12 protein-coding genes are annotated in these 12468 nt (G+C 67.3%); 4 read left to right on the top strand and 8 right to left on the bottom strand.

What is annotated here, in order from left to right; all coding sequences use genetic code 11:
• Positions 1–44: 44 nt before the first annotated feature.
• The 4 genes from AC5P5W_RS06075 to prmB form a co-directional block, all read right to left on the bottom strand.
• On the bottom strand, positions 45–1073 hold the full coding sequence (locus tag AC5P5W_RS06075; protein WP_014647891.1) for an aspartate-semialdehyde dehydrogenase: 1029 nt from the start codon (positions 1071–1073) through the stop codon (positions 45–47).
• 90 nt (positions 1074–1163) lie between these two features.
• Positions 1164–2201, bottom strand: a complete 1038-nt coding sequence (locus AC5P5W_RS06070) for a 2-hydroxyacid dehydrogenase (RefSeq protein ID WP_046431836.1) — start codon at positions 2199–2201, stop codon at positions 1164–1166.
• The gene (aroC, locus tag AC5P5W_RS06065) at positions 2194–3297 is read right to left on the bottom strand and encodes a chorismate synthase (RefSeq protein WP_014647893.1); all 1104 of its coding nucleotides are present in this window, start codon (positions 3295–3297) and stop codon (positions 2194–2196) included. The genes AC5P5W_RS06070 and aroC overlap by 8 nt, the downstream gene beginning before the upstream one ends.
• Positions 3294–4223 (bottom strand): 50S ribosomal protein L3 N(5)-glutamine methyltransferase, encoded by a 930-nt coding sequence (prmB, locus tag AC5P5W_RS06060; RefSeq protein ID WP_014647894.1) that lies wholly within the window; start codon positions 4221–4223, stop codon positions 3294–3296. The genes aroC and prmB overlap by 4 nt, the downstream gene beginning before the upstream one ends.
• Positions 4224–4346: 123 nt before the next feature.
• Here prmB and AC5P5W_RS06055 point away from each other — a divergent pair, with 123 nt between their 5' ends.
• Both AC5P5W_RS06055 and asd read left to right on the top strand, forming a co-directional pair.
• Positions 4347–4997 carry an SCO family protein gene (locus AC5P5W_RS06055; RefSeq protein ID WP_014647895.1) on the top strand — a complete coding sequence of 217 codons (651 nt, stop codon included), beginning with the start codon at positions 4347–4349 and terminating at the stop codon, positions 4995–4997.
• Positions 4994–5836 carry an archaetidylserine decarboxylase gene (gene asd / locus AC5P5W_RS06050; RefSeq protein ID WP_075076287.1) on the top strand — a complete coding sequence of 281 codons (843 nt, stop codon included), beginning with the start codon at positions 4994–4996 and terminating at the stop codon, positions 5834–5836. The genes AC5P5W_RS06055 and asd overlap by 4 nt, the downstream gene beginning before the upstream one ends.
• A 111-nt stretch (positions 5837–5947) precedes the next feature.
• Here the strand turns inward: asd and AC5P5W_RS06045 are convergent, their stop codons facing one another.
• Positions 5948–6295, bottom strand: a complete 348-nt coding sequence (locus tag AC5P5W_RS06045) for a ribonuclease E inhibitor RraB (protein WP_046431838.1) — start codon at positions 6293–6295, stop codon at positions 5948–5950.
• Between the two features lie 23 nt (positions 6296–6318).
• A complete protein-coding gene (locus AC5P5W_RS06040) occupies positions 6319–7929 on the bottom strand; it encodes a transglycosylase SLT domain-containing protein (protein ID WP_014647898.1) in 1611 nt (536 codons plus the stop codon).
• 122 nt (positions 7930–8051) lie between these two features.
• Here AC5P5W_RS06040 and AC5P5W_RS06035 point away from each other — a divergent pair, with 122 nt between their 5' ends.
• Positions 8052–9557 (top strand): helicase HerA-like domain-containing protein, encoded by a 1506-nt coding sequence (locus AC5P5W_RS06035; protein ID WP_046431840.1) that lies wholly within the window; start codon positions 8052–8054, stop codon positions 9555–9557.
• A 126-nt stretch (positions 9558–9683) separates the two neighbouring features.
• On the top strand, positions 9684–10190 hold the full coding sequence (gene greB / locus AC5P5W_RS06030) for a transcription elongation factor GreB (protein WP_100450414.1): 507 nt from the start codon (positions 9684–9686) through the stop codon (positions 10188–10190).
• Between the two features lie 53 nt (positions 10191–10243).
• Here the strand turns inward: greB and AC5P5W_RS06025 are convergent, their stop codons facing one another.
• Both AC5P5W_RS06025 and rimO read right to left on the bottom strand, forming a co-directional pair.
• Entirely contained in the window at positions 10244–11068 is an 825-nt protein-coding gene (locus tag AC5P5W_RS06025; protein ID WP_075075888.1) for a DUF3025 domain-containing protein, read from the bottom strand.
• Positions 11065–12426 (bottom strand): 30S ribosomal protein S12 methylthiotransferase RimO, encoded by a 1362-nt coding sequence (gene rimO / locus AC5P5W_RS06020; protein WP_046431844.1) that lies wholly within the window; start codon positions 12424–12426, stop codon positions 11065–11067. The genes AC5P5W_RS06025 and rimO overlap by 4 nt, the downstream gene beginning before the upstream one ends.
• Positions 12427–12468 lie beyond the last annotated feature (42 nt).

The following is a 12468-nucleotide window of genomic DNA, read 5'->3' as shown; positions in this document are numbered from 1 at the left end:
ATGCCGGCCAGCGGCCGGCACTACCGGTGAGGCAACCGCTGTGATCAGCGCTGCTCGGCGGCGACCAGCTCGGCCAGCTGCACGGCATTCAGGGCGGCGCCCTTGCGCACGTTGTCCGATACGATCCACAGGTTCAGGCCGCGCGGGTGCGACAGGTCCTCACGGATGCGGCCGACGTACACCGCGTCGGTGCCCGAGGCGTGGGTGACAGGGGTCGGGTAGCCACCGGCCTCGTGACGGTCCACCACTTCGATGCCCGGCGACTGCTCCAGCAGCGCACGTGCTTCGGCCACGGTGACCTTGTCGCGGGTTTCGATCGCCACCGACTCGGAATGGCCGTAGAACACCGGCACGCGCACTGCAGTCGGGTTCACCAGGATGCTGTCGTCGCCGAGGATCTTGCGGGTCTCCCAGATCAGCTTCATTTCTTCCTTGGTGAAGCCGTTGTCCTGGAAGTCGTCGATGTGCGGGATCAGGTTGAAGGCGATCTGCACCGGGAAGCGCTGCGGATCGATCTCCTGGAAGCTCAGCAGCTGGCCGGTCTGCTTGCCCAGCTCCTCGGTGGCCGAACGACCACCGCCGGACACCGACTGGTAGGTGGAGACGTTGATGCGCTCGATGCCGTACTTGCGGTGCAGCGGCGCCAGCGCCACCAGCATCTGCATGGTCGAGCAGTTCGGATTGGCGATGATGCCGCGCGGACGGTTGGCGACCTGTTCCGGGTTGACTTCGGACACCACCAGCGGCACGTCATCGTCGTAACGGAAGGCCGAGGAGTTGTCGATCACCACCGCACCTGCGGCGGCGAACTTCGGTGCGTATTCCTTGGACACGCTGCCACCGGCCGAGAACAGCGCGATCTCGACGCCGGCCGGATCGAAGGTGGCCAGGTCCTGGACCGTGACCTTCTGGCCGTTGAACTCGATCTCGCCACCGGCCGAACGCTCGGAGGCCAGGACGCTCAGGGTACCGACCGGGAAATCACGCTCGGCCAGGATCGACAACATGGTCTCGCCGACGGCGCCGGTGGCACCGACGACGGCGACGTGGAAACTGCGCTGTGCATTGCTCATGGGGGAACTCTCACGAAAACGGGAATGGGGAAAAACACGCACGACAGCTGGGTTCGGGGAACCTCCTCAAGCGGGGCGCGCGGAGGTTCCCTATCGTTTCCCGGTTTTTTTGCCCAGCGTCACGCGCGCGGCCATCGCCGCGTCAGCGTTGATCGCGCTCGGCATCCGCGACGGGCCGCCGTCCAGGCCGAGCCCGGCAAGCAGATTATCCACGGCCAGCTGTACCATCGCCGTGCGCGTGGCCAGCGAGGCGCTGCCGATATGCGGAGTGAGCACGACGTTGCGCAGCGCCAGCAGTTCCGGGCGTACCGTTGGCTCGCCTTCGTACACATCCAGACCCGCCGCAGCCAGGCGACCGTTGGCCAGCGCATCGGCCAGCGCGATCTCATCGACCAGGCCACCGCGGGCGATATTCACCAGCGTCGCCGACGGCTTCATCTTCGCCAGTGCGGCGGCATCGATCAGATGATGCGAGGCCGGCGTGTACGGCAGCACCAGCAGCAGGTGGTCGGACTGTGCCAGCAGCGTATCCAGGTCCACATAGGTCGCGCCCACTTCCGCCTCGGTCGCCGCCGGCAGCTGCGACCGGTTGTGGTACAGCACCTTCATGCCGAAACCGTGCGCGCCGCGACGGGCGATGCCCTGGCCGATGCGGCCCATGCCAAGGATGCCCAGCGTGCTGCCGTGGATATCGGCACCGAGCATGGTCTGGAACGACCACTGCTGCCACTGCCCTTCGCGCAGCCAGCGCTCGGACTCGGTGATGCGGCGCGCGGTGGCCATCAGCAGGGCGAAACCGAGATCGGCGGTGGTTTCGGTCAGGACGTCCGGTGTGTTGCTGGCCAGGATGCCGGCCGCGCTGAGCGCGTCGACGTCCAGGTTGTTGTAGCCCACCCCGACATTGGCGATCACCTGCAGCTGCGCGGCGCCGGCCACCTGGGCCGCGCCGATGCGCTCGTTGAGCGTGATGATCGCGCCGTCGGCGCTGGCCAGTTGTCCGGCGATCTGGTCCGGCGCCCAGGCGGTGACGGTGTCGGTGCAGCGCAGCTGCACGCGATCGCGCAGCGGCGCGATGGCCGCGTCGATCAGCGGCTGGCTCACCCACACGGTCGGCCGCGTGTCAGCCATCGATCTGCCCGGGAATGCGCGGGGTGATCGTGCCGACATCGCCGCACTGCGCGCGGTGGCGCAGCGCCTGGTCCATCAGCACCATCGCTACCATCGCCTCGGCGATCGGGGTGGCGCGGATGCCGACGCAGGGGTCGTGGCGGCCGGTGGTGACCACCTCGACCACGTTGCCGGACGTATCCAGCGACGGGCCCGGCAGGCGCAGGCTGGAGGTCGGCTTCAACGCGATCGAGGCGACCACCGGCTGGCCGGTGGAAATGCCACCGAGGATGCCACCCGCGTGATTGCTGGCGAAGCCCTGCGGGGTCAGCAGGTCGCGGTGTTCGGTGCCCTTCTGCGCGGCGCTGGCGAAACCGTCGCCGATCTCCACGCCCTTCACCGCGTTGATGCTCATCAGCGCGGCAGCCAGTTCACCGTCGAGTTTGCCGTAGATCGGCTCACCCCAGCCCGGCGGCACATTGTCGGCGACCACGTCCACGCGCGCACCGACCGAATCTCCGGACTTGCGCAGCGCGTCCATGTACGCCTCCAGTTCGGGCACCTGTGCAGCGTGCGGCCAGAAGAACGGGTTGTCTTCCACCGCCGACCAGTCGAAACCGGCCGGGGTGATGTCGCCCAGCTGCGACAGGTAGCCACGCACGGTGACGCCGAAGCGCTCGGCCAGCCACTTCTTGGCGACCACGCCAGCGGCCACGCGCATGGTGGTCTCGCGTGCCGAGGAACGGCCGCCACCGCGCGGGTCGCGGATGCCGTACTTGTGCCAGTAGCTGTAGTCGGCATGGCCCGGCCGGAACTGCTGGCCGATGTTGGCGTAATCCTTGCTGCGCTGGTCGGTGTTGCGGATCAGCAGCGCGATCGGGGTGCCGGTGGTCAGGCCCTCGTACACGCCGGACAGGATCTCGACCTCGTCGGCCTCGCGCCGCGCCGAAGTATGCCGGCTCTTGCCGGTGGCGCGGCGCTGCAGGTCGTGGGCGAATTCGGCCGCGTCCAGCGCCAGCCCCGGCGGGCAGCCATCGATCACGCAGCCGATGGCCGGCCCGTGCGACTCGCCGAACGTGGTGACGGTGAACAGCTTGCCGAACGAATTGGAGCTCACGGGCGCTGCGCCGCCAGTTCGGTGATGCGTGCGCTGTGGGCGATCAGCTCGCGGCATTCAACCGCGAAGATACCCATCTGGCCGACCTTGAATTCGATCCAGGCGAAATCGACTTCCGGCAGCAGCTTGACCAGATGCTGCTCGGACTCGCCCACTTCACAGATCAGCAGGCCGTCCTCGCTCAGGTGCAGCGGGGCATCGCGCAGGATCTTCAGCACCAGGTCCAGGCCGTCGTCGCCGGCACGCAGGCCCATCTCCGGCTCGTAGGAGTATTCCTGCGGCAGGGCATCGGTCTCGTCGTTGGTGACGTATGGCGGATTGGTGACGATCAGGTCGTAGTGGCGGCCGGACAGGCCGTTGAACAGGTCCGACTTGATCAGGGTGACGTTGTGCGCCTGCAGGCGCTCCTTGTTTTCTTCGGCCAGCGACAGTGCATCGTCGCTCAGGTCGACGCCGTCCACCTGCCAGTTCGGGTAGTAGTGGCCCATGGCGATGGCGATGCAGCCCGAACCGGTGCACAGATCCAGTGCACGGTACACGTCGCGGCCGGCCAGCCACGGCTCGAAGCCGCATTCGATCAGTTCGGCGATCGGCGAGCGCGGTACCAGGGCGCGCTTGTCGCTCTTGAAGCTCAATCCTGCAAACCAGGCCTCACCGGTCAGGTAGGCGGCCGGGATGCGTTCATCGATGCGGCGCTGGAACAGCTCCAGCACGCGCAGCTTTTCGGCCTGCAGCAGGCGCGCCTGGCCGTAGGCCGGGCCGAGGTCGTGCGGCAGGTGCAGGCTGTGCAGCACCAGCTGGGTGGCCTCGTCCAGCGCGTTGTCGTAGCTGTGCCCGAAGGTCAGCCCGGCTTCGTTGAAACGGCTGGTGCCGTAGCGGATCAGATCGATGATCGTGTGGAGTTCGGCGGCCGTTTCAGCGGTCATGGCGGTACTGCGGGCAAAGTGGCCCCCGATTATAGGGGCTGGCGCCCGTGGCGGCATCCGTTGCGGCGGAAACGATTCGGGCCACAGCCGGTATGATGGGGCCCACTTCGCGCGGGAGCCCCCATGTTCAATCGCAACGCCGGCATCATCCTGCTGATCGCCCTGGCGGCGGGTCTCGGCCTGCTGGCCGCCCAGCAGGTGTTCGCGCCGAAGCCGCCGGCCAATGCCCCGGCCACCGAAGCGATCACGCTGTACCCGCAGCCGCGCGAACTGCCTGACTTCAACCTGGCCCAGTCCGACGGCACCCGCCTGATCCCGGGCGAACTGAAGGGCCACTGGACCCTGGTGTTCCTGGGCTTCACCTTCTGCCCGGACGTCTGCCCGACCACGCTGGCCGCGCTGGCCGGCGCGCAGAACCAGTGGGAAGCCCTGCCCGACAGCCTGCGCCCACGCGTGCTGTTCATCTCGGTCGACCCCGACCGCGACAGCGCCACCCGCCTGGGCGAGTACGTGCACGGCTTCCACAAGGACACCCTGGCCGCCACCGCTGACGTTCCCTCGCTGGAGCGCTTCGCCACCTCGTTGGGCTTCGTGTTCCAGAAGGTGCCGGGCAAGCATTTCGACGAGAACCCCGAGGATTACACCGTCGAGCATTCGGCCAGCCTGGCCGTGCTCGACCCGCAGGGCCGCCTCGCCGGCCTGGTACGCCCCCCGTTCAACGCGCCGGCGATCGCCCGCGACCTGCAGAAGCTGACCGAGAAAACCGCCCCATGAGCCTCACCACCGCCCTGACGTATGCCCTGCCCCACCGCCTGCTGTCCTCGATGGCGCGTTCGCTGGCGTACTCGGACGATCCGCGCGTGTCGCGCTGGCTGATCGACACGGTCACCCGCAAGTTCAACGTCAACCTGGACGAAGCGGCCAACCCGGACCCGCGCAGCTATTCGACCTTCAACCAGTTCTTCACCCGTGCGCTGAAGCCGGGCGCACGCGTGGCCGATGCCGATCCGCGCAGCCTGGTGATGCCGGCCGACGGCCGCATCAGCCAGCTCGGCAGGATCGAGGCCGGCCGCATTTTCCAGGCCAAGGGCCAGTCATTCACCGCTGCCGAACTGCTGGGCAGTGACGAGGACGCCAAGCCATACAACGATGGCCTCTACGCCACGGTGTACCTGTCGCCGCGCGATTACCACCGCGTGCACATGCCGTGGACCGGCACCCTGCGTGAGACCGTGCACGTGCCGGGGCGCCTGTTCAGCGTTGGTCCGGCGGCAGTGAACGGCGTACCGCGCCTGTTCGCCCGCAACGAGCGCCTGGTCTGCCACTTCGACACCAGCTTCGGCCCGATGGTCAGCGTGATGGTCGGTGCACTGCTGGTGTCCGGCGTGGAAACCGTGTGGAGCGGCGAGGAGATTCCGCACTACGGCGACCGCATCACCCGCAAGGACTACCGCGGCCAGGGCATCAGGCTGGAGCGCTTCGCCGAGATGGCACGCTTCAACTATGGCTCGACCGTGATCGTGCTGCTGCCGCCGGGCGTGGCCGAATTCGCCCCGCAGCTGGGCGCCGAAAGCCCGGTACAGCTGGGCCAGGCCCTGGCGAAGCTGCGCTGATAAAAAGGGGACGGAGGGGATTAAGTCGTTTATGCATAAACGACTTAATCCCCTCCGTCCCCTTTTCCACAACGGGATGCCGGCCAGCGGCCGGCACTACCGGTACGCGCGTTACTGCAGGGCCGGGGCCGGGCCGACGTCCATGCCGTCGTAGTCTTCCACGCCCTTCTCCGCGGCCAGCGCTGCGAATTCCTGGTTGCGACGGTCCAGCGAGGCTTCGTCGTGGATCTCCACGCGCTCCACATGCAGCACGTGGAACGGCGCGTCACCCTCTTCCGGATCTTGTTCGAACAGTTCCACGAAGGTGTAGCCCTGCGCCTGCAGGTGCTCTGCCAGTGCCTGCAACGGCTCAGCAGTGGAGTGCACGAAGAAGTACCCCCACAGCAACGGGCCGTTGATGTCCCAGTCGGTGTTTTCGCGGAGGTTGGCGAACAGGTTGCGGGTGTCTTCGAGATCCATGCGGGTTCCAGGGGTCGGGGGAATTACTTGTCGCAGCCCTGGAGCTTCAGCGTCTGGCCGTGGCGCAGGCTGTAGGCCGGGGCCTTCAGGCCGTTGGCGCGGGCCAGGGTCGGCACGTCGCACTGGAACTTCGCCGCGATGGCGCCCAGGGTCTCGCCCTTGCCCACCTTGTGGCTGCGCACCGGCTTCGGGCGCGCGGCCGGCGCCGGGCGAGGCGTCGCCACCGCCGCCACCGGCGTGGTCGGCACACTGGTGGAGGCCGCAGCGTCGGCCACCGGCACCACGCCGCCCACGGCGACGCTGCCGGTGTAGCTGGCCGCGGTCGGGCGCTTGATCGCCGCGTTCAGATCGGCGGTGATCAGCGTGCGGGCCAGGTCGGCACGCGGGCCACTGACGCAGTTGCGCTGGTACAGCCCGGCGATGCGGGTGGTGGCGTTGATCAGGGTGCCGGCCGGAATCCAGCCATCGGCTTCATAGCGCGGGTTGAGGTTGCGCAGCGCGCGCATGTAGCCATCACGGGTGCCGTGGCTGCCCAGGCAGATGGTCAGTTCATAGATGGTGGTGGACTTGGCCAGGCGCAGCGTGGCCGGCTGCGCGCTGATCTTCGGGAACTCCACGCCATACTGCTGCGGGTGCAGGAAGATCCAGGCCGCGGCAATCACCATCGGCACATAGTCCTTGGTCTCGCCCGGGAACTGGTTGTAGACACTGTCGGTCCAGAAGCTCTGGCCGGCGCTCTGCTTGAACACGCGTGCGGCACGGCCTTCGCCACCGTTGTAGGCGGCCACCGACATTTCCACGTTGTTGTTCAGTTCGCGCAGGCGTTCGTTGAGGTAGCTGGCGCTGGCCTCGGCGGCGCTGCGCGCATCGAAGCGCGTGTCGAAGCCGGTGCCATCCGGGCCGAGGCCGAAGCGACGGCCAGTGGCCGGCATGAACTGCATCAGGCCGGCGGCGCCGGCACGCGAGGAGGCGTGCACGCGGCCGTTGGATTCCTTGGCCATGATGCCGAACAGCAGCGCCTCGGGCAGGCCACGCTTCTCCCACTCCGGCCACATCACCGCGCGCAGGTTCTGGTAGTTCTCGTAGCTGGTCAGCAGCGCAGGACGCATGTCGGTCAGCCAGCGACGGATGCCGGCCTGCACCGCCGGGTTGTACTCGACCATGCTGTCGAAGGCGTGCCGCTTGTCGTTCAGCAGCGCGGCAGCGCGCGCGGCCTCGGGCACATCCGCGGTCAGCGGGCCGATGTGATCCGGGTCGGCTTCCAGGCGGTCACCCCCCTCGTCGGCCACGTCATCGCTGGCAGCCGCATCGGCGTCGTGCTTGAGCAGGCGCTTGTAGCTGGCCAGCAGGGTGCCCATCTGGCAGCCCTTCTGCTTCACGCAGTCGTTGAGGACATCTTCCATGTCCTCCAGCGCGGCGTCGGCCTCGTTGCTGCCCTTGGGGTCGGCATTGGCGACCAGCAGCAGGGCGTCGCTGTAGCGCTTTTCGGCGACGGTCATGCGCTGCTGCAGCGCATCCACCTTCACCTTGTCCCGGGCCGAAACCCGCTGCGCATGGGCGTCGGGCGCCAGGGAAACCAGGCCGGCCAGGGCCAGCAGCGGCCAACCGCGGGAAATCAGGACAGGAACGGGCATTGATGGCACTGTGTGCGAAACAGGCAGGCAGAGTAGCGGCGCCGCCAAGGTCCGGGCAAGCCGACCTTCGGACCGTCACTGCCGGCGGTTAACATTGGGCTATTCATCACAAGGGCTGGACCATGGATCCGATTCTGCTCGGCAAAGGCATTACCGACGATATTGCCGTCACCCTGCTGCCGAAACTCGGCAACCGCCACGGCCTGGTGGCCGGCGCCACCGGTACCGGCAAGACCGTGACCCTGATGACGCTGGCCGAGGGCTTCTCGCGACTGGGCGTGCCGGTGTTCCTGGCCGATGTGAAGGGCGATGTCTCCGGCCTGGCCGTGCCCGGCAGCGGCGCCGAGAACCTGCTCCAGCGTGCCGCCGAGATCGGCGTGGCCGACTATGCGCCGGCCGCCAGCCCCACCCTCTTCTGGGACCTGTACGGCAAGCTCGGCCATCCGGTGCGCACCACCGTCAGCGAAATGGGCCCGACCCTGCTGGCGCGCATCCTCGAGTTGAACGACACCCAGTCCGGCGTGCTCGACATCGTGTTCAAGCTGGCCGACGACCGCGGCCTGCTGCTGCTGGACATGGACGACCTGCGCGCCCTGCTCGGCCTCGTCGCCGAGGAGCGCAAGGACATCTCCACCGAGTACGGCCTGGTCAGCGCGCAGTCGATCGCCGCGATCCAGCGTTCGGTGCTGCGCCTGGCGCAGGACGGTGGCGAGCACTTCTTCGGCGAACCTGCGCTGGAGCTGGCCGACATCATGCGCGTCAACCACGACGGCCGCGGCATGATCGGCATCCTCGCCGCCGACCAGCTGGTACTCAAGCCCAAGCTGTACTCCACCTTCCTGCTGTGGCTGCTGTCGGAGCTGTTCGAGCAGCTGCCGGAAGTGGGCGACCTGGACAAGCCGAAGCTGGTCTTCATCTTCGACGAGGCGCACCTGCTGTTCGACGATGCGCCGCCATCGCTGGTGCAGCGCATCGAGCAGGTGGTGCGCCTGATCCGCTCCAAGGGCGTGGGCGTGTATTTCTGCTCGCAGTTCCCCGACGACGTGCCAGGCAACATCCTCGGCCAGCTCGGCAACCGCGTGCAGCACGCACTGCGCGCGTTCACCCCGCGCGACCAGAAGGCGGTGAAGACCGCGGCCGAAACCTTCGTGCCGAACCCGAAGCTGGACGTGGCCAAGGTACTGAGCCAGCTCGGCACTGGTGAGGCCCTGGTCTCCACGCTGCAGGACAAGGGCATCCCGATGCCGGTGCAGCAGACCATGATCGCGCCGCCACGCTGCCGGATGGGGCCGATCACCGAAGCCGAGCGCGCCCAGGTGCGTGCCGGCAGCCCGGTCGGCAGTCGCTACGACACCGCGATCAACCGCGAATCGGCCGCCGAACTGCTGGCCCAGCGTGCACAGAAGACTGTCGAACAGGCGCAGGCGCCGGCCGCGCGCAGCCGCGAACAGGACGAAGCGCAGGAGGGCGGTTTCGGCCAGGCGATCAAGGATGCGATCTTCGGCACCAAGCGCCGCCAGGGCATGATCGAGACGATGGCCAAGCAGACCACGCGCACCGTCGGCACCAAGCTGGGCAACCAGATCGTGCGCGGCATCCTGGGTGGCATCTTCGGCGGAAAGCGTTGATCTGCCACGGCCGGGGTCAGAGCCCTTTCCGCTGGAAAGGGATCTGACCCCAGGGTCGGATCCCCCCCGCCAGGGAGGGCTCCGACCCCGCTCCCCATTCGTCATCCAGAAAAGAAGTCGTATTGCATGTCGCGTTGGCGTCCCCCCGCAGAAAAAAGCACGGCCCTGATCACCGCCTCCGGGCATGCCCGGCTGAAGGCCGAACTGGATGAGCTGTGGCGCGTGCGCCGCCCGGAGGTGGTGAAGGCACTGGCCGCGGCCGCCGCGGAAGGTGACCGCTCCGAGAACGCTGAATACACCTATCGCAAGAAGCAGCTGGGCGAGATCGACCGTCGCGTGCGCTACCTGACCAAGCGGCTGGAATCACTGCGCGTGGTCGACACCACGCCGACCGATCCGCTGGCGGTGTTCTTCGGCGCATGGGTGGAACTGGAGAATGTGGACAGTGGCGAGACCAGCCGCTATCGCATTGTCGGGCCGGATGAGACCGATGCCGGGCTGGGCTGGATCAGCATCGATTCGCCGTTGGCGCGGGCGCTGCTGAAGAAGCGACTGGATGATGAATTCTCGGTGGAGCTGCCCGGCGGGCAATTCACCTTTACGGTGATCGGGGTGGAGTACGCGCCGTTGTAGAGCCGAGCCCATGCTCGGCTGATGGGCAAACGCAGCCGAGCATGGGCTCGGCTCTACAACGGCGGCGGGTATGTGCGCCCTGCACGCAACGGGCGGAAATAATCGGCATTGCGATAGAAGGCGGAATCCTGCACGCCGTGCCAGCCAGGAATACCCGCCAACGGCAGGGGCCGCAGCTGCAGCGGATCGGTCACTGCCCTGCCTTCGGCAATGGCCGCAGTCACCGCGTCAACGCAGGCAGCATCGGCATCACCCTGCACCACCACGCACTTGCCCACCAGCAATCGCCCCGGCAGCAGTGCCTGTTCCATCAACGCGTGCCCGAATACCGTGGCAATGGCGATGTCACCGCTCTGCCAGCGCGTTGGCTCGAACAACGCAGGCCAGTCATGCCCATCCCACGCGCGCAGCAACGTGACATCCCCCACACGCACGATCACGCCGGTTTCGTCGAACTGGGTCAAGGCGGCCTGCGCGCGGTTGCGCTGGCCGGGTGGCATGGCTTCGATATGCCGGCACTGCTGCACGTTGAGTGCCCGCTTGAGCTGCGGGTGGGAGGCCCACACCAGCGCGTTGAACAGGTCGTGCCAGTTGTCGGCACGGGTGGCGATGCGCCCCTGCGCGATGCGGGCCTCGTAGTGCAGGCCATCGGCCAGCAACGCGGCATCCTGTTCGACCAGCTGCCAACCCGGCAGGGACAGGCGTGCGTCAAGCGCCGCGATGGACGGCCAGTGGGGGCCATCCAGCAGATCACGGAAATCCTGCAGCCCGGCAAACAGCGGCTGCGCGAACACCTGCGGATCGATCGCCGCACGTGGCGGCGGTACGAAGCGCCGGACGCCGCCCCCGTCATTGGCGGCGGTCGTCGCTGCGGTCACAGCATCTTGAGATCGAATGCCGGGCGGGTAGCGGCGGGCAGCGCGTCACCGTACAGGTCGTGCTCGTCGCTCTCGGTGATTTCCACGTCGACGAAGTCGCCCACGCGCAGCGGCACCTGGTCGGCGTTCTGGATGTGCACCAGTCCGTCGATCTCCGGCGCATCGGCCCTGGAACGGGCCACGGCGATATCGCCTTCGATGGCGTCGACCAGGCACTGCTGCACGGTGCCGATCTTGGCCTCCAGGCGTGCGGCGGAGATCTGCGCCTGCTTCTCCATGAAGCGGGCCAGACGCTCCTGCTTCACTTCCTCCGGCACAGCATCGGGCAGATCGTTGGCGGTGGCCCCCTCGACCGGCGAATAGGCGAACGCGCCCACGCGATCCAGCTGCGCTTCGTCGAGGAACGACAGCAGTTCTTCGAACTCGGACTCGGTCTCGCCCGGGAAGCCGACGATGAAGGTCGAACGCACGGTGATGTCCGGCGCGATACGGCGCCAGTTCTGCACGCGCTCCAGGGTCTTCTCGACCGCACCGGGGCGCTTCATCAGGCGCAGGATGCGCGGACTCGCATGCTGGAACGGGATGTCCAGGTACGGCAGGATGCGGTTCTCGGCCATCAGCGGCACCACTTCGTCCACGTGCGGATACGGGTAGACGTAGTGCATGCGCACCCACGCATCCAGCTCGGACAGGCCTTCGCACAGCGCCTTCAGGCGGGTCTGGTAGGCCTTGTCGCGCCACATCTTCTCGGCGTACTTCACGTCCACGCCGTAGGCAGAGGTGTCCTGCGAAACCACCAGCAGCTCACGCACGCCACCACGCACCAGGCGCTCGGCTTCGCGCAGCACCTCATCCACCGGGCGCGAGACCAGCTTGCCGCGCATCGACGGAATGATGCAGAAGCTGCACTTGTGGTTGCAGCCTTCGGAAATCTTCAGGTAGGCGTAATGGCGCGGGGTCAGCTTGATGCCGTAGTCGGGCACCAGGTCCACGAACGGATCGTGCTTGGGCGGCAGTGCTTCATGCACCGCTTCCATCACGCTCTGATAATCCTGCGGGCCGGACACCGCCAGCACGTTGGGGTACGCCTCGCGGATCTGCTCAGGGCGCTTGCCCAGGCAGCCGGTGACGATGACCTTGCCGTTCTGGTTCATCGCCTCGCCAATGGCATCCAGCGACTCGGTCACCGCCGAATCGATGAAGCCACAGGTGTTGACCACCACCACGTCGGCCGAATCGTAGGACGGGACGATGTCGTAGCCTTCCGAGCGGAGCTGGGTGAGGATGCGCTCGGAATCGACGAGGGCCTTCGGGCAGCCAAGGCTGACGAAGCCGACTTTGGGGTTCAGCTGGGACATGGAATCGCGGGACTCTGGGGGCCTGGGCCCCTGCCGGCATGG

The sequence above is a fragment of the Stenotrophomonas sp. YJH_SMC_123 genome (genome assembly GCF_059368215.1).
This window is presented reverse-complemented; position numbering and strand designations above follow the sequence as displayed.

Excerpts from the sequence above, each read along its gene's own strand:
- AC5P5W_RS06075 (WP_014647891.1), bottom strand. The coding sequence starts at position 1,073 with ATGAGCAATGCACAGCGCAGTTTCCACGTCGCCGTCGTCGGTGCCACC.
- AC5P5W_RS06070 (WP_046431836.1), bottom strand. The coding sequence starts at position 2,201 with ATGGCTGACACGCGGCCGACCGTGTGGGTGAGCCAGCCGCTGATCGAC.
- prmB (WP_014647894.1), bottom strand. The coding sequence starts at position 4,223 with ATGACCGCTGAAACGGCCGCCGAACTCCACACGATCATCGATCTGATC.
- AC5P5W_RS06055 (WP_014647895.1), top strand. The coding sequence starts at position 4,347 with ATGTTCAATCGCAACGCCGGCATCATCCTGCTGATCGCCCTGGCGGCG.
- asd (WP_075076287.1), top strand. The coding sequence starts at position 4,994 with ATGAGCCTCACCACCGCCCTGACGTATGCCCTGCCCCACCGCCTGCTG.
- AC5P5W_RS06045 (WP_046431838.1), bottom strand. The coding sequence starts at position 6,295 with ATGGATCTCGAAGACACCCGCAACCTGTTCGCCAACCTCCGCGAAAAC.
- AC5P5W_RS06040 (WP_014647898.1), bottom strand. The coding sequence starts at position 7,929 with ATGCCCGTTCCTGTCCTGATTTCCCGCGGTTGGCCGCTGCTGGCCCTG.
- AC5P5W_RS06035 (WP_046431840.1), top strand. The coding sequence starts at position 8,052 with ATGGATCCGATTCTGCTCGGCAAAGGCATTACCGACGATATTGCCGTC.
- greB (WP_100450414.1), top strand. The coding sequence starts at position 9,684 with ATGTCGCGTTGGCGTCCCCCCGCAGAAAAAAGCACGGCCCTGATCACC.
- rimO (WP_046431844.1), bottom strand. The coding sequence starts at position 12,426 with ATGTCCCAGCTGAACCCCAAAGTCGGCTTCGTCAGCCTTGGCTGCCCG.